Source organism: Massilia sp. UMI-21 (genome assembly GCA_015277795.1).
Classification (GTDB): Bacteria; Pseudomonadota; Gammaproteobacteria; order Burkholderiales; family Burkholderiaceae_D; genus Telluria.
In genome coordinates this window covers 4465930-4485829 of the sequence record CP063848.1, presented here as the reverse complement: position 1 = coordinate 4485829, position 19900 = coordinate 4465930, and the positions used below count along the sequence as shown (strand labels likewise).

The 19900-nt window shown below is 66.5% G+C and carries 16 protein-coding genes and 1 other RNA gene; 9 read left to right on the top strand and 8 right to left on the bottom strand.

Annotated features, from left to right (window positions below):
- Positions 1-137: 137 nt before the first annotated feature.
- The gene (locus IM543_19800) at positions 138-899 is read right to left on the bottom strand and encodes a hypothetical protein (GenBank protein QOY93759.1); all 762 of its coding nucleotides are present in this window, start codon (positions 897-899) and stop codon (positions 138-140) included.
- Positions 900-1183: 284 nt separating this feature from the next.
- On the opposite strand from IM543_19800, the gene IM543_19795 reads away from it, so the two are divergent.
- Together IM543_19795 and IM543_19790 are read left to right on the top strand one after the other, a co-directional pair.
- Positions 1184-2560 carry a TonB C-terminal domain-containing protein gene (locus IM543_19795; GenBank protein QOY93758.1) on the top strand — a complete coding sequence of 459 codons (1377 nt, stop codon included), beginning with the start codon at positions 1184-1186 and terminating at the stop codon, positions 2558-2560.
- Between the two features lie 86 nt (positions 2561-2646).
- Positions 2647-2961, top strand: a complete 315-nt coding sequence (locus IM543_19790; GenBank protein ID QOY93757.1) for a hypothetical protein — start codon at positions 2647-2649, stop codon at positions 2959-2961.
- 18 nt (positions 2962-2979) lie between these two features.
- Here the strand turns inward: IM543_19790 and IM543_19785 are convergent, their stop codons facing one another.
- Entirely contained in the window at positions 2980-5709 is a 2730-nt protein-coding gene (locus IM543_19785; GenBank protein ID QOY93756.1) for a DUF3372 domain-containing protein, read from the bottom strand.
- A 95-nt stretch (positions 5710-5804) separates the two neighbouring features.
- Positions 5805-7385 carry a POT family MFS transporter gene (locus IM543_19780; GenBank protein QOY93755.1) on the bottom strand — a complete coding sequence of 527 codons (1581 nt, stop codon included), beginning with the start codon at positions 7383-7385 and terminating at the stop codon, positions 5805-5807.
- A 259-nt stretch (positions 7386-7644) separates the two neighbouring features.
- Here IM543_19780 and IM543_19775 point away from each other — a divergent pair, with 259 nt between their 5' ends.
- Entirely contained in the window at positions 7645-9288 is a 1644-nt protein-coding gene (locus IM543_19775) for an alpha glucosidase (protein ID QOY93754.1), read from the top strand.
- A complete protein-coding gene (locus tag IM543_19770; protein ID QOY93753.1) occupies positions 9288-11144 on the top strand; it encodes a glucokinase in 1857 nt (618 codons plus the stop codon). Before IM543_19775 ends, IM543_19770 begins: the two co-directional genes overlap by 1 nt.
- Positions 11145-11182: 38 nt before the next feature.
- On the opposite strand, the gene IM543_19765 is transcribed toward IM543_19770, so the two are convergent.
- The 4 genes from IM543_19765 to groES form a co-directional block, all read right to left on the bottom strand.
- On the bottom strand, positions 11183-13612 hold the full coding sequence (locus tag IM543_19765) for a VCBS repeat-containing protein (protein ID QOY93752.1): 2430 nt from the start codon (positions 13610-13612) through the stop codon (positions 11183-11185).
- 152 nt (positions 13613-13764) lie between these two features.
- Entirely contained in the window at positions 13765-14229 is a 465-nt protein-coding gene (locus tag IM543_19760) for a hypothetical protein (GenBank protein QOY93751.1), read from the bottom strand.
- A 175-nt stretch (positions 14230-14404) separates the two neighbouring features.
- A complete protein-coding gene (gene groL, locus IM543_19755; protein QOY93750.1) occupies positions 14405-16051 on the bottom strand; it encodes a chaperonin GroEL in 1647 nt (548 codons plus the stop codon).
- Positions 16052-16114: 63 nt separating this feature from the next.
- The gene (gene groES / locus IM543_19750; GenBank protein QOY93749.1) at positions 16115-16405 is read right to left on the bottom strand and encodes a co-chaperone GroES; all 291 of its coding nucleotides are present in this window, start codon (positions 16403-16405) and stop codon (positions 16115-16117) included.
- A gap of 392 nt (positions 16406-16797) precedes the next feature.
- On the opposite strand from groES, the gene IM543_19745 reads away from it, so the two are divergent.
- The 5 genes from IM543_19745 to IM543_19725 all read left to right on the top strand — a co-directional run bounded on the left by IM543_19745 (position 16798) and on the right by IM543_19725 (position 18925).
- Positions 16798-17043, top strand: coding sequence for a hypothetical protein (locus tag IM543_19745; GenBank protein QOY93748.1), 246 nt, complete (start codon positions 16798-16800; stop codon positions 17041-17043).
- Positions 17040-17351 (top strand): cell division protein ZapA, encoded by a 312-nt coding sequence (locus IM543_19740; protein QOY93747.1) that lies wholly within the window; start codon positions 17040-17042, stop codon positions 17349-17351. Before IM543_19745 ends, IM543_19740 begins: the two co-directional genes overlap by 4 nt.
- A gap of 45 nt (positions 17352-17396) precedes the next feature.
- Positions 17397-17577: non-coding RNA, 6S RNA (gene ssrS / locus IM543_19735), on the top strand.
- Positions 17578-17642: 65 nt separating this feature from the next.
- Positions 17643-18122, top strand: coding sequence for an EVE domain-containing protein (locus IM543_19730; protein ID QOY93746.1), 480 nt, complete (start codon positions 17643-17645; stop codon positions 18120-18122).
- The gene (locus IM543_19725) at positions 18122-18925 is read left to right on the top strand and encodes a sulfite exporter TauE/SafE family protein (GenBank protein ID QOY93745.1); all 804 of its coding nucleotides are present in this window, start codon (positions 18122-18124) and stop codon (positions 18923-18925) included. The genes IM543_19730 and IM543_19725 overlap by 1 nt, the downstream gene beginning before the upstream one ends.
- A 69-nt stretch (positions 18926-18994) precedes the next feature.
- Here the strand turns inward: IM543_19725 and IM543_19720 are convergent, their stop codons facing one another.
- A complete protein-coding gene (locus IM543_19720; GenBank protein QOY93744.1) occupies positions 18995-19885 on the bottom strand; it encodes a DUF2167 domain-containing protein in 891 nt (296 codons plus the stop codon).
- Positions 19886-19900: the final 15 nt, after the last annotated feature.

Below are 19900 nucleotides of genomic sequence, written 5' to 3'. Positions count from 1 at the left end.
GGCAAAGCGATTGTCCGCAGGGTGGTCGGCTGCGCCGACCGCGCGTCCGACAGGCACAGGCGCAGTGATATCGCTTGCCGGAGCCGACCACCCCATGACAAGAAGGTCCTTGTCGCGAGCATGTATTCAGTCGGGCCCTAATCGCGCGCGGTGCGCCATTCCTGCGGCTTGGCAGGCGTCTCGGGCCCAGGGCAGCTGGTCAGCCGGATCTTGCCGTGCATTTCGATCATCTCGACGTTGGTGGCGGGCGAGCGTTCGGTGACGCAATAGGTGCCGTTGCCGGTAATGACGCGGGTGCGGCGCGCGCCGTCGCCGGTGTTGTTCACCAGTTCCTCGACCTTGGGCGCTTCGAACAGGCCCGGCGGCGCCATGGCGTGGGCCTGCTCCATGCCCGCGCGCATGCGTAGTTGCGGACTGTCCGGCGGGACCACGATGAGGGGCTTGCCTTGCTTGCGCAGTGCGCGGTCGATGCCGGCCGCGCTGCGCCGCGCATTTGCCACGATGTCGGCGGCGCTTGGCCGGGGCGGCGTCGCGGCGGCAGGCGCCGCAGCCGGCGCGGGCTCTGCGGCGGCAGGCGCCCGATCGGCCTGGGCCGGGACGGGGGCGGGGCGGGACGCCGGAAGCGCCGGCCGCGTGGAGCGCGCCGTTGCCCTACGGGAAGGCGGGCCCGCATCGACTGCGGGTGCGACGGGCGCCGGCTTTACCTGCGGCGCCGGCAAACGCAGCCATTGCATGCGCGGTCCTTCCGGCTCCGCCGGCCCGGGCGGGGTCGTGCGCGCCAGTTGCCAGCCCAGGATCAGCGCGGCGTGGACCAGCACGGTGGCAAGGAGGACCGCCAGGCGCCGGTTATTGCTGCCGGCAACAAGCGGAGGGGCAGGAGGGAGCAGGGAACGGGCCATATCCGCGCAAGTATAGCGAACGGGGTGCGTCGCATATCCACCAATTATTTCCATCCAGCCCGGCATCAGCTGATCAGTCATCCTTGTTGTGATAGCATCGGCAGATTCCTTGCATCAATGGCAAGCTCCGTCCTCATCCTATGCCCGCTCCGCTCCTTCTCGCTCAGCCAGCAAGCCATGCGGCATTGCGCGGCGCCGACGCGTGTTTGCATGAAGGATATGTAGATTCGGGAACGGCCTGGCAGCCACCGCGTTTTCCATGGCGCCTGCGCATCGCGGTACTGGTGTCCATGCTGGTGCATGCCTTGCTGCTGAGCCTGAGCGTCGGCGGCGACGCGCTCGGGCTGCCCGGCCTGCGCTTCCCGTGGGAGGAAAGACGCCTGGCCGACTACGACCTGCGCGTCGTGCTTGCCGATGCCCCGGCAGCGGCGCCGTCGACGCCGCCCGCACCCGCACCCGCACCCGCACCCGCACCTGCACCTGAACGGCCATCGGCACCGGCGACACCTACCACCGAAGCTGCTGCCGCTGTGCTGGCCATGCCCGCGCCGGAACCCCGCGCAAAGGTCGTGGTGACGGCGCCCGGGGCGGACACCGCAGCGGTCAGGCGCGACGAAGCGGCGCAGTCGCGCATCGAGCAGGATGCGCGCGAGCGCGTGCTGGCAGCGGAACAGCGCGCGCAGCGGGAAGCGGCACGCGCCGAGGCGGAGCGGCTGGCGCTCGCCCGGCAGGAGAGCTTGCGGCAGGAAGAAATTCGGCAGGAAGCAATGAGGCAGGAAGCAATGCGGCAGGAAGCAATGCGGCAGGAAGCAATGCGGCAGGAGCAGGCGCGCCGGGCCCAACTGGCGGCACAGGAGGCGGCACGACAGGAAGCAGCACGACAGGAAGCGGCCCGTATCGAGCAGGCCCGGCAAGCCCAGCGTGAGGCGGAGCGCCAGGAAGCCCTGCGGCTGGAACAATCGCGGCTGGCGGAACAGGCCAGGGAAGACGCTGCGCGCCGGGAACGCGAGCGTGCCGAGGCCGCGCGGCTGGAGGGCGAGCGTCAGGAAGTCCAGCGGCGCGAACAGGCCAGGCAGGAGCAGGCCAGGCAGGAACAGGCGAGGCAGGAACAGGCCAGGCAGGAGCAGGCACGCCAGGAACAGGCACGCCAGGAACAGGCAAGGCAGGAAGCAGACAAGCGCGAGCTGGCCCGGCGGGAGCGCGCCGAACAGGAAGCAAAACGCGAAGAGCGGCTGCGCGCGATCGGCCGGCAGCTCGACCAGGAAGCCGCCCAGCGCGACAGGGAAAGCCGGGCGCCGACCAGCAGCGGCCTGCGCCGCGGCTGGCTGTTCGGGCGCGCCGACCCGAACGCCGACCTGATCCAGTACGCGCAAGCCATGGGCCGCAAGATCGAACTGAACATGACCTACGACCTCGTCCGCGACGCGCTCAGGCAAGGCCATGTCAGCCCGGTGGTCACGGTGGCGGTGCGCGCCGACGGCAGCGTCGAGAAGGTCACGTTCGTGACTTCCAGCGGCGTCCCCGCGCTCGACGAGGCGGTACGCAAGGTGATTGCCAGCCAGGCGCCCTACGGCGCCTTTCCGCCGGCCCTGGCGCGCCAGTACGACGTCGTCGAGATCCGCCGCACCTGGATCTTCGACATGGCCATCCGCCTGGAATGATGCGGGCCACGGGCCGGCGCCGAGCTGTGCGTCGTCCGCACAAGGCTTCTGCTAAGGTCTGAATGAACATTACCAGAGGAGCCGGCATGGAACGATACCTGATCGTTTACCGCGGATCGACCGTCGACGAGTCGGAAGGCCCGCAGCACGACCCGCAGCGCTGGGCCAAGTGGTTCGAGATGCTCGGCACCGCACTGGTGGACCGCGGCGCGATGTCGCACAGCAGCGTCGAGGTGCCGAGCCGCCTGCTCGGTCCGAAGCTCAGCAGCGCCGCGCTGTCGGGTTATTGCGTCATCGCCGCCGCCGACTTCAACGCGGCGGTCGGCATCGCCGAGGAATGCCCGATCTTCGACGAGAAGGGCGCGGTGGAGATCGCCCGCCTGGTCGGCCCGATGGGTTGAGCCCAGCGGGCTGCTGCTTCATTCGGCTACGAACACCACCGCCGTGCGCGGCGGCACGGTGAAGCTGCCGCTCGCGCTGTCGAAGCGTGCCTGTCGCGCGCGCCCGTCCGCCGCATCCGTCGCCAGGTGCACCGGATGCAGGGTCAGGCGCTTGCCGCGCATGCCGGCGTCGCTCACCGTGTGCGCCACCTTGTCCACGTTTACCAGGTAGCTGATGCCGGCGAACTTCGCTCCCGGATAGCCCTTGCCGTCGATCCAGGCCGCCAGCACGGTCGCCTGTTGCTGCGGTCCGGTGTTGAAGAAGCGCAGGCGGTTCACGATGTCCTCGGTCGAGCGCAGGCGCAGCAGCGTCGTGCTGGCGCGGATCGCCAGCAGGTCGCGGAAGGCGTCGCGGGCGAAGGCGATGTCGGCCGGCGCCGGCTTGATCGCGGCATTGGCCAGGTAGGGCTTGAGCAGCAGCCAGTCCTTGCCGTTGTCGTCCTGCTGCGGCAGGCCGCTGCCGAAGTAGTTGTCCTGGTAGGTCCAGTCGATGCGGTTGAACCAGTCGCCCGAATTGAAGCTGTTCTTGTCGAGCGACTTCGAGCGCAGCGTGTCGATGCCGGCGTGATAGTAGGCCACGCCCTGGCTGAAGGCGTTGATCGCCATGCCCAGCACCTGCACCCGGGCGCGCTCGGCGGCCGGGGTCTCCACCGGCAGCTTGAGCACGTTGATGTCGAACAGGGTCTGGTTGTCGTGGTTCTCGACGTAGTTCACCACCTCGCCCGGCTGGCTGGCATAGCCGGCCGGCTGGTTGCCGTAGGCGATGTCTTCCAGCCTGCGCCGCTTGCCGTCGAAGGTCTGGAAGGCATACGGGCGCACCGAGCCGGCCAGGCCGACGCGGATCATGTCGGCCGTCTTCATCAGGTCCTGCAGGCCGGCCGCCTTGGGTTCCCCGTCCGCCGCCCTGGCGGCCGCATTCGGGTCGTACACCAGGCCATTGATGTAGCCCTGGCGACGCACCATCGCCGCGCCCGCGTCGCCGGCCGAGCCGCCGCGCACGGCGTCGCGCGCGCGGTCGCTGAAGGTGCCGATGCCCGAGCCGTTCAGCGACAGCTGCGAGGCCTGCACGAAGCGGGTTCCGTCGGCGACCTCGCCGAAGTTCCAGCCCTCGCCGATCAGCTGCACGTGGTGGCCGGCCGCCTTGTCGACCCGCCGCTGCAGGCGCTCCATCGCCGCGCGCGGCTGGTGGCCCATCAGGTCGAAGCGGAAGGAATCGATCTTGTAATGGCGCGTCCACAGCTCGCTTGAATCGATCATCAGCTTGGCCATCATCATGTTTTCGGTGGCCGTGTTGTCGCAGCAGGTCGAGCGCTCGATCGCGCCCAGCGGGTTCAGGCGGTGGTAATAGCCGGGCACCACGCGGTCCAGCACCGACTTCTCGTTCTGGCCGGCGATGAAAGTATGGTTGTAGACCACATCGAGCCCCACGCGCAGGCCGGCCCGGTGCAGGTCCATCACCATCTGGCGCAATTCGAGGATGCGGCGCGCGCCGTCCGCCGGATCGGTGGCGTAGCTGCCTTCCGGCGCATTGTAGTGGTAGGGATCGTAACCCCAGTTGAAGCAGTCGCTGTCGGCGGTCTTGCGGGTGAGCGCCTGCTGGCGCTCGCCGTCGGGCGCGCCGCTTGGTGCCGGCACGGCGCAGTCCTTTTCCGGCACGCTGCCGAGGTCATACACCGGCAGCAGGTGGATGTCGGTCAGGCCGGCCTTGGCCAGGGCCTTCAGGTGGCGCATGCCGTTCGAATTCGCCTCGCCGAAGGCGGCGTACTTGCCGCGCTTTTCCTCCGGCACGCTCGGGTCGTTGATCGAGAAGTCGCGCACGTGCAGCTCGTAGATGACCATGTCGGTCTGCGCCTTGACCGTATCCGGTGCGCGGGTCCTGTCCCAACCCTTGGGCTTGAGGCGCGCCGCGTCCAGGTCGGCGATGTAGCTGCGTTTCGAGTCGGTGCCGAGGCTGACCGAATACGGATCGGTGACCAGGTTGCGCACCAGGCCCACGCCGTTCACCGCCACGTCCACCGCGTAGCGGTAATAGCTGCCCGAGAGGTCGCGCGGGACGCTCGCGTTCCAGGCGCCGGTACGCGCGTCGAAGGCCATCTCGTGCACCGCACTGGCCTTGCCGCTGGCGCTGTCGTAGGTGCAGACGGCGGCCGTGCGCGCGGTCGGCGCCCACAGGCGAAAGCCGGTGCGCTGCGCCTTTGGCGTGGCGCCCAGGTCGGCCAGGTTTCCGGCGGCGGCGTACAGGTCGTCGAGCGCGCCCGCGGCCTGGATGCGGGTGGCGGCGCGCACGCTGCCGTCCGGCGCTTCCTGCACCAGCACCAGCTGGCCCCGGTGCAGGTCCTTCAGGCGCGGCGCATCGAGCGCGCGCACCGACAGCACCGGGCCGGGAGCGAGGTACTTGAAGCGGACCGGCAGCGTGGCATCGGAAGCCTCGAGCGCCAGGGCCCCGTCGGCGCCCGTGACCCTGGCGCCGGGCGTGGCGACGATCGATGCGGTGCGCGAATGATAGAGGCGGAAGTTGGCGCCGGCCTGCGCGCCGGGCCAGGTCAGTAGGCGCCGGTCGAGCCAGACGGCGCGGGCGTCCAGCGCGGCGCTGGAAGCGTTCAGCACCTGCTGGAAGGACGGGTCGTCGCAGGTGGCGAGGGGAACCGCGGCGTGCGCGGAGGAGGCAAGAGCGGCCGCCGCGAGGGCGGCATATCGGAGTCGGGTCATGGTAGGGTGGGCGGGGCAATCCAGGCCGGCGGCCTGGATTGCGAACGCCGGTAAAAGTGAGCAGGCAGCAGTGACCCGCCAATCGGGTTGATCAATCAGGCGCGGTAGTGGTCGACCATCTTGTAACGCCTGGCGTACAGGCCGAAGGCCAGGGCCGCCAGCATGGCGAAGCCGGCGAAGAAGAACATCTGGAAGGCCATCAAACCCACGCCCGAGCTTTCGATGCCGGCGATGACCTCGGGGTTCCTGACGCCCGCATTCACGATCAGCACCCACAGGTTGCCGACGGTGACGGCCAGCGACCACAGGGCCATGATGATGCCCTTCATCGCGGCCGGCGCCTGGCTGTAGGCGAACTCCAGGCCGGTGGCCGAGACCAGCACCTCGCCCAGGGTCAGCAGGGCGTAGGGCAGGATCTGCCAGGCGATCGACACGGTGTCGCCGGCGTCGAGCTGCAGCTGCAGCCAGCCGACCGCGATCCAGGACAGCGCCGTCAGGGCGATGCCGGCGGTCATGCGGCGCAGGGCGGTCGGCTCGATGCCGAGCTTGCGCAGCAGCGGGAACACCACGACGTTGTTGAAGGGGATCAGCAGCATCACCAGCAGCGGATTGAGCGCCTGCATCTGGGCCGGCAGCACGCTGAAGCTGAAGCCGAGCAGGTCCACCTGGGTTTGCATGTCCTTGGCCTGCACGATCCAGGTCGAGGCCTTCTGGTCGAACAGCGACCAGAATGGGGTAACGAGGGCGAACACGATCAGGATGCGCAGCACGGCGCGCACGCCGTCCACGGCGACATCCGGGTGCACGCCGCGGGCACGGTCGAGCTGCATCGAGGTTCCCATGCCGCCGAAGGCCAGCAGCAGCACCAGGGCCGTGCAGGCGGCGATGACGAAGCCCCAGCTTGGCGCCATGGCCAGCGAACCGATCGCCCCGGCCACGCCGATCAGGGCTACCACCAGGCCCGGACGGCCTGCCCCCGGCCGCTTCGCCAGCAGGGCAGTGCGCGCCACGTTCATGAACGAGTGCGGGTCGCTCGGGCTGGGCGGCACGTTGACGTACTTCTTGCGGCCGCTCCAGAACACCACGGTGGCGATGGCCATCAGGATGCCCGGAATGCCGAAGGCCACCGCCGGGCCGTAGTTCTTGAGGAACAGCGGCATCAGCAGCGAGGCGAAGAAGGAGCCGAAGTTGATGATCCAGTAGAAGGCGTCGAATACGACTTTCGCCTTGTCCTTGTTGGTCTGGTCGAACTGGTCGCCCATGAACGAGGCCACCAGCGGCTTGATGCCGCCCGAGCCGAGCGCGATCAGGAACAGGCCGAAGTAGAAGCCCTTGACGTTGTCTTCGAAGAGGGCGAGGCAGGCATGGCCGGCCACGTACACGAGGCTGAGCCAGAGGATGGTGTTGTACTTGCCGAAGAAGCGGTCGGCCAGCCAGCCGCCCAGCAGCGGAAAGAAATACACCCCGATCACGAAGGTATGGAACACGTCCTTGGCTTCGCCGGTGCGCATCGACTCCGGCAGGAAGATCAGCAGCGTCGAGATCAGGAAGGGCGTCAGGATGTTGCGCATCCCGTAGAAGCTGAAGCGCTCGCAGCCTTCGTTGGCGATGATGTAGGGGATCTGCCGCGGCAGGCGCCCGGCAGTCTTGATTTCACGCGTCGCTGGAGAGTTCATGGCATTCCCGGAAAATCGAAACAGACGCGATGCTATGCCGAGGCGGTGTGATTTTGCAATAAAAATATGGCTGTGAAACAAAGGCGATACAAATGATGCGTAGTTTAGCTACTTCGATGTCGCCTTATTTAAGCGGAAAAAAATGTAAGTCATTGAATGGAAAGGATTAATTAATCCAATGTTTGATCCAATCACGTTGTAAATTTTTCCACCGTCCTGTATATTGCCTAGAATTGCGTACTCATCCGACGGACCCGCCATGACCCAGATCTCGCAGACCAACAACCCGAACTGGTGGAAAGAAGCCATCATCTACCAGGTGTATCCGCGCAGCTTCCTCGACACCAATGGCGACGGCATCGGCGACCTGGCCGGCATCACCGACAAGCTCGATTACATTGCCAGCCTGGGCGTGGACATCGTCTGGCTGTCGCCCTTCTTCAAGTCGCCGATGAAGGACTTCGGCTACGACATCGCCGACTACTGCGACGTCGATCCGATGTTCGGCACCCTGGACGACTTCGACCGGCTGATCGCGAAGGCGCACCGCCTGGGCCTGAAGATCATGATCGACCAGGTCATGTCGCACACGGCCGACACCCATCCCTGGTTCGTCGAGAGCCGCAAGAGCCGCGACAACCCGAAATCAAGCTGGTACGTGTGGGCCGACCCGCTCGCGGACGGCTGCCCGCCGAACAACTGGCTGTCGGTATTCGGCGGTTCGGCCTGGCAGTGGGACACCCGCCGCAAGCAGTACTACATGCACAACTTCCTTACCAGCCAGCCGCAGCTGAACTTCCACAATCCGGACGTGCAGCAGGCCCACCTGGATGCGCAGCGCTTCTGGCTGGAGCGCGGCGTGGACGGCGTGCGCATGGACGCCTGCGTGTTCCACTTCCACGATCGCCAGCTGCGCAGCAACCCGCCGGCCCTGGTGCGCGACACCTCGACCGTGACGGACGTGAACCCCTACGGCATGCAGGCCCATATCCACGACAAGACCCAGCCCGAGAACATCGCCTTCCTGCAGCGCGTGCGCGCCCAGCTGGACGAATTCGGCGCGGTCTCGATCGGCGAGGTCAGTTCGGACGACGCGCTGGCGCAGATGGCCGAGTACACCGAAGGCGGCGACAAGCTGCACATGGCCTACAGCTTCAACCTGCTCACGCCCGTGCACACCGCCGCCCACATCCGCACCCAGGTCGAGGAATTCAATGCGCGCGTGAAGGACGGCTGGGCCTCGTGGTCGGTCAGCAACCATGATGCGATCCGCGTGGCGACGCGCTGGGGCGACGGCAAGCCGACGCCCGCGCTGGCCAAGGTGGTGCTGGCGATGCAGCTGTCGCTGAAGGGCACGCCCTGCCTGTACCAGGGCGAAGAACTGGCGCTGGAAGAAGCCGAGGTGCCCTTCGAGCTGCTGCAGGACCCGTACGGCATCACTTTCTGGCCCGAGTTCAAGGGCCGCGACGGCTGCCGTACCCCGATGCCATGGCGGAGCGACGCGCCGCACGCCGGCTTCACCGACGCCAAGCCCTGGCTGCCCGTGGCCGAACCGCATGGCGCGGTGGCGGTCGACCGGCAGGAGGCCGATGCGCAATCGCCGCTGAACTTCGCGCGCCGCTTCATCGCCTGGCGCCGCAGCATGCCGCAACTGACCCGCGGCGAGATCGCCTTCTTCGACGCGCCCGAGCCGGTGCTGGCCCTGCGCCGCGACCTGGACGGCATGGACAGCGTGCTGGCCGCGTTCAACCTCGGTGCCGAGCCGGTCAGCTTCGACTGGCCGGAAAGCGGCAATGCCAAGGCGCTCGACGGCCAGGGCCTGGCGGGCAGCGCAAGCGGCGGACGCGTCACCCTGCCGCCGTACGGCGCCTGGTTCGGCAGTATCGCGGGCCGCGCAAAATAATGGGTAGCCGGCAGGCGGCCGTCACGTTCGCGGACAAGTCGGCACAGACGGCGTTTGCCGACGGGCCGCGCCTGCTGGCCGATATCGGCGCCACCCACGCGCGCTTCGCACTGCAGAGCGCACCCGGCGTGTTCGGCGCGGTGCGCGTGCTCAAGTGCGAAGACTTCGAGGGCATCGTCCCGCTGCTGCGCTACTACCTGCGCGACCATGCCGGCCTGCGCCTGCACCACGCGGCGCTGGCCGTGGCCAACCCGATCAGCGGCGACTTCGTCCGCATGACCAACCGCGACTGGGAGTTCTCGACCGACGCCGTGCGGCGCGAACTGGGCTTGACCACGCTCCTGATCGTCAACGACTTCACCGCGCTGGCAATGGCCATTCCCGGTTTTGCCCGGCACGACCTGATGCAGGTGGGGCAGGGCGCGCCGGCGCCGAACGCCGTGATCGGCGTGCTGGGGCCGGGCACCGGCCTGGGCGTGTCGGGGGTGATTCCGACCGCCGACGGTTTCATTACCCTGGGCAGCGAGGGCGGCCACGTCAACTTCGCCCCGGCCGACGAGCGCGAATTCGCGATCCTGCAGACCGCCTGGCGCGAATGGCAGCACGTCTCGAACGAACGCCTGATCTCCGGGCCGGGCATGGAGATCATCCATCGCGCGCTGGCCGAGCGCAACGGGGTCGACGCGCCGGCGCGCAAGGCCGCCGACATCCTCAACAGCGCGCTGGACGAGCAAGACCCGCTCTGCATCGAGGTGCTGGAATGCTTCTGCGGCATGCTGGGCGCCGCCGCCGCCAACCTGGCGGTGACGCTGGGCGCTTTTGGTGGCATCTTCATCGGCGGCGGCATCGTGCCGCGCATGGGCGAATGGTTCGCCGCATCGCCTTTTCGCGCGCGCTTCGAGGCCAAGGGGCGTTTTTCCAGCTACCTGGCCGACATCCCGACCTACGTCATCACCGCGCCCAACCCGGCCTTGCACGGCGTGGCGACCATCCTGGCCGAACACCTGCGCGGGCGCAGCGGCGCCAACACGCTGATGGAACGCGTCCAGCAACTGCGCCACGGCCTGAGCCCGGCCGAGCAGCGGGTGGCAAGCCTGGTGCTGGAACAGCCACGCCTGGTGCTGAACGAGCCGATCGCCGAGATCGCGCGCCTGGCCGATGTGAGCCAGCCGACCGTGATCCGCTTCTGCCGCTCGCTCGGCTTCCAGGGCCTGGCTGACTTCAAGCTCAAGTTCGCGAGCAGCCTGACCGGTTCGATTCCGGTGCGCCACAGCCAGGTGCGCATCAGCGACAGCACCCACGATCTGTCGGCCAAGGTGATCGACAACACGGTGTCGGCGATCCTGCGCTTCCGCGACCAGCTCGATGTGCGTGCGCTCGACCGCGCCATCGAACTGGTGAGCCGGGCGCGCCGCGTCGAGTTCTTCGCGATGGGCAATTCGCGCGCGGTGGCGCTGGACGGGCAGCACAAGTTCTTCCGCTTTCGTATCCCGACCTCGCTGTACGGCGACTCGCACCTGTTCAAGCTGGCGGCCGAGCTGCTGCAGCCAGGCGACGTGGTCATCGCGGTGTCGAATTCGGGCAGCATCGCCGAGCTGCTCGAGGCCGTGGAGATCGCCCGCGCCGCCGGCGCCGACGTGATCGCGATCAGCAACAGCCAGTCGCCGCTGGCGCGCAAGGCCAGCGTCTGCCTGGCGGTGGACCATGCCGAGGACAGCACCATCTTCCTGTCGATGATCTCGCGCATCCTGCAGCTGCTGCTGATCGACATCCTGGCGGTCGGGATCTCGATGGACGGGCAGCATGGCGAGGCGAAAGCCGCGCGCAGCCTGCTGATCTCGCACCTGGATGGCTGATTGCTTGCCTGGACGGCGCCCGCCGTCCAGGCGATGGATCAGCCGTACGGCGTGTAGGCGAAGCCGTTCGCGATCAGGTCGGCCAGTGCCGCCTTGTTCTCGGCGCTTTCGCTGAAGCCGACCAGCACCTCGGCCACGGTCAGCGTTTTCGTATCCAGCATGCCGGTCCACCAGTCGATGCCGGCCTTCTCGCCCGGACGCTGCAGGACGTTCTCATAGAAGCGCGAGACGATCTCGAGGTTGCTGGGCGCGGTGCCGTAGGCATCCTTGAACTCGCTCGATGCGACGAAGCCTTCCGCCACCGTCTTGAGCGCGGCGCCGCCGTCCATCACGTTCATCCAGTAGCCGAGGCCACCCAGGTCGGGCGTGCGTGCGAAGGCGGCCTGGTAGACGCGGTAGGCCTGGCCGCCGGTGCCGTCGGTATCGAGGGCGAGGGCGCCGTCGCTGAATACCAGGCGCTCGATGTTGCTCAGGGTGTCGACCACGCCGCCGCTGCTCACGGTGAAGCCGCCGGCCGCCTTCTTGACGCTGTAATCGGCGCGCGCGCCGCCGTAGACCATCTTGTCCAGTCCCGCGCCGCCGTCGGCCTTGTCGGCGCCCTTGCCGCCATAAATGGTTTCGCTGGCGGCGCCGCCCACCACCTTGCCGCCGCTGTCGCCGAAGCGGTAGACCTGGCTGGCGCCGATCCGGTCGGCGAAGCTGTTCACGAGCACCGAGAAGCCCGCCGAGGTGGCTTCGACCAGGTCGGTCTTGCCGTCGCCGTTCACGTCCATCGCCAGCACGTGCTGGTTGGGCGTGCCGGTCCAGCCGATGCTGAACTTGCCGCTGCCGTCGTTCATGTACACGCGCGAGAAGCCGGCGTTCTGGCCGTCCACCACGATGTCCTGGAAGCCGTCGCCGTCGACGTCCACGGCGGTGGCCGAGAAGTACCAGGCGGTTTCCGTGCCCACGGTCTTCGACTGCGGCAGGCGCAGGTCGGTCTCGTCGCGGAACTTGCCGTTGCCCTCGTTGACGAGCAGCTGCAGGTAGGGCAGCTTGTAGAAATCGTCGTGGCTGCCGTCGTTGGTCGTGCTCAGCATCAGGTCGGGCAGGGCATCGCCGTTCAGGTCGATGGTTTCGATGCCGATCACGACCTCCTGGAAGCCGCCGGGGCGGGGCAGGGCAATCGGGGTCGCGTTGGCGAAGCTGCCCTTGCCGTCGTTGAGCAGGACCTGGCTCGGGTTCGGGTTGGGTCCCCAGGTGCCGAGCACCATGTCGTCCCAGCCGTCGCCGTTCAGGTCGCGCAGCATCGACCAGGTATTGCCGGCATCGTAGCCAGGCTGGCGCAGGCCGGCCGGCAGCAGCGACTGCATCGGCGTGAAGCGGCCGGCGCCGTCGTTGATCAGGATCTGGTTGGCGTTGCCGGTCGTCTCGTTCAGGGCATTGACCAGGATATCGATGTTGCCGTCGCGGTTGATGTCGCCCAGCGCGGTGCCGTGGTTCTGCTTCAGGGCCTGCGGCAGGCTGGCGGTGACGTTCTCCAGCTGGCCGCTCGCCCGGTTCGACAGGAACAGCCCATTCTGTCCGCCCGGGAAAGGCGCCTTGTCGAGGCCGAAATCGGGGGTGAAGATGTCGGTGATGCCATCCCGGTTGAAGTCGGCCGCGAAAATGCGGGGCACGAAATTCGCGTAAGGCACGCCGCCCTTGAACAGGCTGGCGGTCTGGTCGGTGAAACCGCCCTTGCCGTCGCCGAGCAGGATTTGCAGCGGCACGGCGGTCTCGCCCATGTCGCCGCGGGTGCGGGTCACCAGGATGTCGGCCACGCCGTCGCCGTTGAAGTCGCCCGCGCGCAGCTGGTTCACCGCGCCCATCTCGAACGAGGGCACGACCGCCTGCTGGCGCAGGAAGCCCTGGCTGTCGTCGAACATGTCGCGGGTGTAGCGGGCAGTGGTGCCGTCCGGACCCAGCAGCTCGATGGCATTGACGCCTTGCAGCGTGTCGGTGCCGGTCTTGCCGGCGGCTTGCTTGAGCACGGTGAAGGTGTCGGTGGCGGCCGAATAGCTGATCTTCACTTCCGAGGGAGCGACTTCCCAGTACTTGACGGTGTCCTGGCCGCCGCCGCCGGTCACCCGGTCCGAGCCGCCGCTGAGCCAGAATTCGTCGTTGGCGCTGCTGCCGGTGATCTCGTCGCTATGGGACGAATCCTGGATCGTGTGGACGTTGATCAGCGTGTCGACCGTGCCGAAGCCGTCCTGTGCGACGCCGGTCGCCAGGTTGACCTTGATGCCGGCCGGCGAGTTCCAGTAGGCGACCCCCGCCCAGGGCTGCAGGGAAGTGATGGTGTCGTTGCCCTGTTCGCCGATGACAGTGCCGGACGAGACGACGATGTTGTCGTCGCCCTTGCCGCCGAAGATGTTGGTCCCGCCCGGAATGCCGAGCTTGTCCTGGTCGATGGAATCGTTGGCGTCGGTGCCGATATAGTCTGCCATGGCTGTCTGTTCGTTATTAAAAAACAGCCATTAAAGTTTCTACAGCGCAAAAAGTCAAACCCTTTGGCGGCCACTGTGGCGTTCGCGTCAATGCCATCCGGCGCCGTAGTATGGATATGCTCGGCAGGCGGATTTCGTGGAACGAAAAGAAATCAGTCCGCGCTCTTGAGCCGCACCCGCGCGATATTGCGGCGCCAGTCCTGCAGGCTCTGGAGGCTGTCGGTCTCGGCGTCTTCCACCAGGATCTCGTCGCCCTGCTGGGCGACCAGGAAGCTCTCGCGGCGGCGCACGTCGTCGGCGCGGTTCTCGACAAAACTGAGCTGGTAGTACTGCTTGCCGTTGATCTCGCGCAGGGTCGGATCGTCCTCGATGACCGCGCCGTGGGCCTTGCCCTTCGAGCGCTTCTCGATCTGCCCGGACCAGGCCTTCAGTTCCGGCAGGGCGAGCAGGGCGGCCATGGCCTGTTCCCTGGTCTGTGCCGGGGCTTCCTGGACGGCGGCAGGGGCAGGCTTGGGCGCCTCGCGCTCGGCGCGTTTGCAGCCGGCCGCCGCCAGCGCCACCAGGACGGCGGCGGCCAGCAGCGACAGGGAAGGGCGGACGGGGGCGGGAGGGAACATGGGATGCCTCGTGAAATGACAGGGCAGTCTACACCGGGCGGTGTCTCCCAGCAATATGGGTGGCTGCCACGCCGGCCAAAAGAAAAAGCCTGCAAGGCGCGAACCTTGCAGGCTTTTCGGAACAGGGCGGCGCCGGAAGAACCGGCGCCAAGTCCCCCTTACAGGTCGTGGCAAATTACATCATGCCGTCCATGCCACCCATGCCACCCATACCGCCCATGCCGCCCATGCCGCCGGCCGGCTTGTCTTCGATGACTTCCGAGACCATGCAGTCGGTGGTCAGCATCAGGCCGGCGATCGACGCTGCGTTCTGCAGGGCCGAACGGGTGACCTTGGCCGGATCCAGCACGCCCATTTCGACCATGTCGCCATAGGTGCCGTTGGCGGCGTTGTAGCCGTAGTTGCCGGTGCCGGCGATGACGGCTGCGACCACGACCGACGGCTCGTCGCCGGCGTTCTGGACGATCATGCGCAGCGGCTCTTCCATGGCGCGCAGGACGATCTTGATGCCTGCGTCCTGGTCAGGGTTGTCGCCCTTGATGTCGATCGACGAACGTGCGCGCAGCAGGGCCACGCCGCCGCCCGGGACGATGCCTTCTTCCACGGCAGCGCGGGTAGCGTGCAGCGCGTCTTCCACGCGTGCCTTCTTCTCTTTCATCTCGACTTCGGTGGCGGCACCGACGCGGATCACGGCAACGCCGCCGGCCAGCTTGGCCACGCGCTCTTGCAGTTTTTCGCGGTCGTAGTCCGAGGTCGCTTCTTCGATCTGGACGCGGACCATCTTGACGCGCGCTTCGATCGATTCAGCCGAACCGGCGCCGTCGATGATGATGGTGTTTTCCTTGCCCACTTCGACGCGCTTGGCCTGGCCCAGCTCTTCCAGGGTGACCTTTTCCAGGGTCATGCCGACTTCTTCGGCGATCACCTGGCCGCCGGTCAGGATGGCGATGTCTTCCAGCATGGCCTTGCGGCGGTCGCCGAAGCCCGGGGCCTTGACGGCGACGGTCTTCAGGATGCCACGGATGTTGTTGACCACCAGGGTCGCCAGCGCTTCGCCTTCGATGTCTTCGGCGACGATCACCAGCGGACGGCCGGCCTTGGCCACTTGCTCCAGCACCGGCAGCAGGTCACGGATGTTCGAGATCTTCTTGTCGCACAGCAGGATGAACGGGTTCTCGTGAACGGCGACCTGCTTGTCCGGGTTGTTGATGAAGTACGGCGACAGGTAGCCGCGGTCGAACTGCATGCCTTCCACGATGTCCAGCTCGTCGTTCAGCGACTTGCCGTCTTCGACGGTGATGACGCCTTCCTTGCCGACTTTTTCCATTGCTTCAGCAATGCGCTCGCCGATCGAGGTTTCCGAGTTGGCCGAGATGGCGCCGACTTGCGCGATCTCTTTCGAGGTGGTGGTCGGCTTGGCGATCTTCTTCAGTTCTTCGACGGTGGCGGCGACGGCCTTGTCGATGCCGCGCTTCAGGTCCATCGGGTTCATGCCGGCGGCAACGAATTTCATGCCTTCGCGGACGATGGCTTGCGCCAGCACGGTCGCGGTGGTGGTGCCGTCACCGGCGTTGTCGCTGGTCTTGGAAGCGACTTCCTTGACCATCTGCGCGCCCATGTTCTGGAGCTTGTCCTTCAGTTCGATCTCTTTCGCGACCGAGACGCCGTCCTTGGTGACGGTCGGAGCGCCGAACGAGCGCTCCAGCACCACGTTGCGGCCTTTCGGGCCGAGGGTGACCTTGACTGCGTTGGCGAGGATGTTGACGCCTTCGACCATCTTGGCGCGCGCTGCGTCGCCGAATACTACTTCTTTAGCTGCCATGTTCTGTTCTCCGAATGATTTCGTGAATGTATTACGGGAGGAATGCGGAAAAGCTGGGACCGATTACAGGGCCACGACGGCCATGATGTCTTCTTCGCGCATGACCAGCAGTTCCTGGCCATCGACCTTGACGGCCTGGCCCGAGTACTTGCCGAACAGGACGCGGTCACCGACCTTCACTTCCAGCGGACGAACCGAGCCGTTTTCCTGCACCTTGCCGTTGCCGATGGCCAGGATTTCGCCCTGGTCAGGCTTCTCGGCGGCCGCATCTGGGATGATCAGGCCGGATGCAGTCTTGGTCTCCTGGTCGAGACGCTTCACGATTACGCGATCGTGCAGAGGACGAAGGTTCATGCAAAACTCCTTATTTTTCAGTGGTTTGACTAGCTATTCATGACCGCCGCCGGGTGGCGGCGGCCTGGGAATTTGGTAACAGCTGTTTGTTAGCACTCTCTGCTACCGAGTGCTAACGCATCGTGATTATAGGGACGATAACAAGCCATTTCAAGCGGGAATGTGAGGGACCGAACCGACTTTTTTGCGAAAACACACACAATGGATGGGTTGTACAATAGCCGTTGTGGCGTCCTGGACAATAGCCGGGCAGCTTACACCGGATGGCGCCGGCGCGCCGCACGGATGCCGAACGATGGCCATGGACGACCTGCGCGGGCCGGACGCCGTCCTTCCCGGGATCGACGTGCGATTCGGTTGACGGAAAAACCATCTCAGTCCTATAGTGTCGAATGATTTCTGAATTTCAAGACCTCTCCGACAAAATCGACCGGCTCGCCCAGCTGTCCCAGTCGCTGCGTGCCGAGAATTACCTGCTGCGCCAGGCCAACAGCCTGCTGAGCGCCGAGAACATCGCGTTCAAGGAACGTTTGATCGAGGCCCAGCGCCGCGTCGAAACGTTGCTCGAGCAGTTCCCCGCGCCGGAGGCTCCCGCGCCTGACGAGGACACCGGCGAATCGAACGAGGGCACGCAATGATTTACCTGGATTGCAGCATCATGGGCCAGCATTACCGCCTGGCCTGCCGCGAAGGCGAAGAGCGCACCCTGCGCGAAGCGGTCAGCTACCTGGACGGCAAGATGTGCGCCTTGCGCGACTCGGGCAAGGTCAAGGGCACCGACCGCATCGCGGTGATGGCGGCGCTGAGCGTGGCGGCCGAATTCCTGTCGGTGAAGTCGCCACAGGGCCCGCTGTCGGACATGTCGATCCTCGAAGTCAAGCAGAAACTGGAGGCGATGCACACCGTCCTCGACAAGGCCCTGGCGCCTCAGGAAAATCTGTCTTAAGTTTCGGATTCGGTTGACATGCTCGGCCAACAGAGTAAACTGCGCTCTACCCTGCGGTGTTCGAGATTTGTCATATATTCCTTGAACCATTCTTTCGCATAGGTTGTGGGACATGCTTGGTGGGCGCGAGCGTCACTAGTCTGACGAACCCGAAATTGAGCTGACTGCGACCACCTTGAGCCTTTTGGTTCGGGATGCCGGCAATAACGACACAGGCGGGGCTACACACACGAGCGGTTGCGCACTTCGGTACGCAGCCGCTTTTTTTTGGTTTTCGTTGGTGGAGATGGGATGCGCTATTGGTTGATGAAATCGGAGCCGGACGAAGTCAGTTTCGACGACGTGCTGGCCGCGCCGGAGAAGACCGTGTCCTGGTTCGGCGTGCGCAACTACCAGGCGCGTAACTTCATGCGCGACGCCATGTCGGCGGGTGACGGCATCCTGTTCTACCACTCGAGTTGCGCGGTGCCCGGCGTGGCCGGCATCGCGGAAGTGGCGAGCGGCCCGTATCCGGACGCGAGCCAGTTCGACCCATCCTCCCCCTACCACGACCCCAAGGCGAAACCCGAGGAACCGCGCTGGATCTCGGTCGACGTGCGCGCCGTGGAAGCGGGGCGCTACCTGCCGCTGAGCGAGTTGCGCGGCATCCCCGCGCTGCAAGACATGGTGCTGCTGCAGAAGGGCAGCCGGCTGTCGGTGTCGCCGGTAAGCCAGGCCGAGTGGAACGCCATTGTCGGTATGCTCAGGGCAAACCCGGAAGGGAAGCGCTGATGGACATCGGCCTGATCCTGGCGCTGCTCGCGATGGGCACCTTCGGCGGCTTCGCGGCCGGGCTGCTCGGCATCGGCGGCGGCATGGTGCTGGTCCCCTTCATCACGATGATCTTCACCGCGCGCGGCTTCGCGCCCGAGCTGACCATCCACATGGCGATCGCCACCTCGCTCGCGACCATCCTGTTCACGTCGCTGTCCTCGGTGCGCGCGCACCACCAGCACGGCGCGGTGCTGTGGCCCGTGGTGAAGCTGCTGGCGCCGGGCATCCTGGTCGGGTCCTGGGTCGGACCCTGGATCGGCAAGCAGATGGATGCCTCGGTGCTGGCCGCCTTCTTCGGCGTGTTCGTCGCCTTCTCGGCGACCCAGATGCTGGTCGGGAAAAAGCCGGCGGCCTCGCGCACGCTGCCGGGCAAGCCGGGCATGTTCGCGGCCGGGGGCGTCATCGGTACGCTGTCGGGCATCGTCGGCGCCGGCGGCGGTTTCGTGTCGGTGCCCTTCATGACCTGGTGCGGGGTGCGCATCCACAATGCGGTCGCCACCAGCGCGGCGCTGGGCTTCCCGATCGCGCTTTCGGGCACGCTGTCGAACATCTGGTTCGGCTGGGGCGAGCCCGGGCTGCCGGAACTGTCGCTCGGCTTCGTCTACCTGCCGGCGCTGGCCATCATCGCGCTGGCCAGCGTCACCATGGCGCCGCTCGGCGCGCGCACCGCGCACAAGATGCCGGTGCGCCGGCTGCAGAAGGTGTTCGCGGTGATCCTGTATGCGCTGGCGGCCTACATGTTCCGCAAGGCGTTCCAGTAGCGCCGCGGCGCCGGCTCAGGCCCCGATCCCCGCCAGCAGCGGCACGCCAAGCAGCCAGACCTTGGGCGATCAGGCTTCCGGCGCCTTGCCCAGGTCGACCGCGGCCGGCTTCTCGCGGCGCATGAACTTCCACAGGAAAGAGGCGAGGCCGGCGACGGCCAGGATGATCAGCTTCTTGAAGGCCACCAGCAGCGCCAGCAGCTTGCCGAAGAAGCCCAGCTTGGCCGCGACGCCGCCCGCGACCAGCGCCGCGATGCCGTATTCGGCCACCTTGTCGGTGCTGGCGTTGAAGTCGGCATAGCGGTGGCCCTGGTTGAAGTTGCTGAAGGCGGTCACCTGCCGCATCTCGCTGCGGATCTGCGCGAGCTGGTCGAGGCCGGCCACGGCGTTCAGCACCAGCACGCCCTCGCGTCCGAGCACGCGGATGTTGTAGTTCAGGCCGTTCGCCTGCGCGCCCTCGGTGCGCAGCTCCTTGGCCCAGTACAGCTTGTGCTGCGCCTTGTCGTAGTGCGGCTTCTCGGCCCAGCCCACCACCGTCATCGCGGGATAGCCCTGTTCCTTGCGTTCCTTGTTTTCCTCGGCCATGCCGTCCTGGATTTCCTTCAGCAGCTTGCCGTAGTCGATGCTGTCGGCGTCGTCGTCCTTGACGTGGCCGTCCTTCTCGTAGGTGACCACGACGCCCCAGCCTTCGTCGCTGAGCGGACTCACGCCGGACGGCAGGACCATGCCGAGCGTGGTGGCGCCGGGCGGATTGCCCCAGCCCTGTTCCAGCAGGCGGGCGGTGTCGGCCGGCGCCAGGTAGCGGAAGGCGGGCGGCAGGTCGAGCGTGGCGATACCGCCGGGCAGGGCGATCTTCCCTTGCTGGAAGTGGAGCGAGGCGAGGAATTGTTCGGCGGTGTCCTGCGCGGCAGCGGCGCCCAGGGTCAGGAACAGCAGGACGGCGGTAAGGAGTCGTTGCATGGCGGATTCCCGGGA

Coding starts and splice junctions, on each gene's coding strand:
- IM543_19740 (QOY93747.1), top strand. CDS start 17,040: ATGATTTACCTGGATTGCAGCATCATGGGCCAGCATTACCGCCTGGCC.
- IM543_19745 (QOY93748.1), top strand. CDS start 16,798: ATGATTTCTGAATTTCAAGACCTCTCCGACAAAATCGACCGGCTCGCC.
- groES (QOY93749.1), bottom strand. CDS start 16,405: ATGAACCTTCGTCCTCTGCACGATCGCGTAATCGTGAAGCGTCTCGAC.
- IM543_19770 (QOY93753.1), top strand. CDS start 9,288: ATGGGTAGCCGGCAGGCGGCCGTCACGTTCGCGGACAAGTCGGCACAG.
- groL (QOY93750.1), bottom strand. CDS start 16,051: ATGGCAGCTAAAGAAGTAGTATTCGGCGACGCAGCGCGCGCCAAGATG.
- IM543_19720 (QOY93744.1), bottom strand. CDS start 19,885: ATGCAACGACTCCTTACCGCCGTCCTGCTGTTCCTGACCCTGGGCGCC.
- IM543_19785 (QOY93756.1), bottom strand. CDS start 5,709: ATGACCCGACTCCGATATGCCGCCCTCGCGGCGGCCGCTCTTGCCTCC.
- IM543_19800 (QOY93759.1), bottom strand. CDS start 899: ATGGCCCGTTCCCTGCTCCCTCCTGCCCCTCCGCTTGTTGCCGGCAGC.
- IM543_19780 (QOY93755.1), bottom strand. CDS start 7,385: ATGAACTCTCCAGCGACGCGTGAAATCAAGACTGCCGGGCGCCTGCCG.
- IM543_19790 (QOY93757.1), top strand. CDS start 2,647: ATGGAACGATACCTGATCGTTTACCGCGGATCGACCGTCGACGAGTCG.
- IM543_19765 (QOY93752.1), bottom strand. CDS start 13,612: ATGGCAGACTATATCGGCACCGACGCCAACGATTCCATCGACCAGGAC.
- IM543_19730 (QOY93746.1), top strand. CDS start 17,643: ATGCGCTATTGGTTGATGAAATCGGAGCCGGACGAAGTCAGTTTCGAC.
- IM543_19760 (QOY93751.1), bottom strand. CDS start 14,229: ATGTTCCCTCCCGCCCCCGTCCGCCCTTCCCTGTCGCTGCTGGCCGCC.
- IM543_19775 (QOY93754.1), top strand. CDS start 7,645: ATGACCCAGATCTCGCAGACCAACAACCCGAACTGGTGGAAAGAAGCC.
- IM543_19725 (QOY93745.1), top strand. CDS start 18,122: ATGGACATCGGCCTGATCCTGGCGCTGCTCGCGATGGGCACCTTCGGC.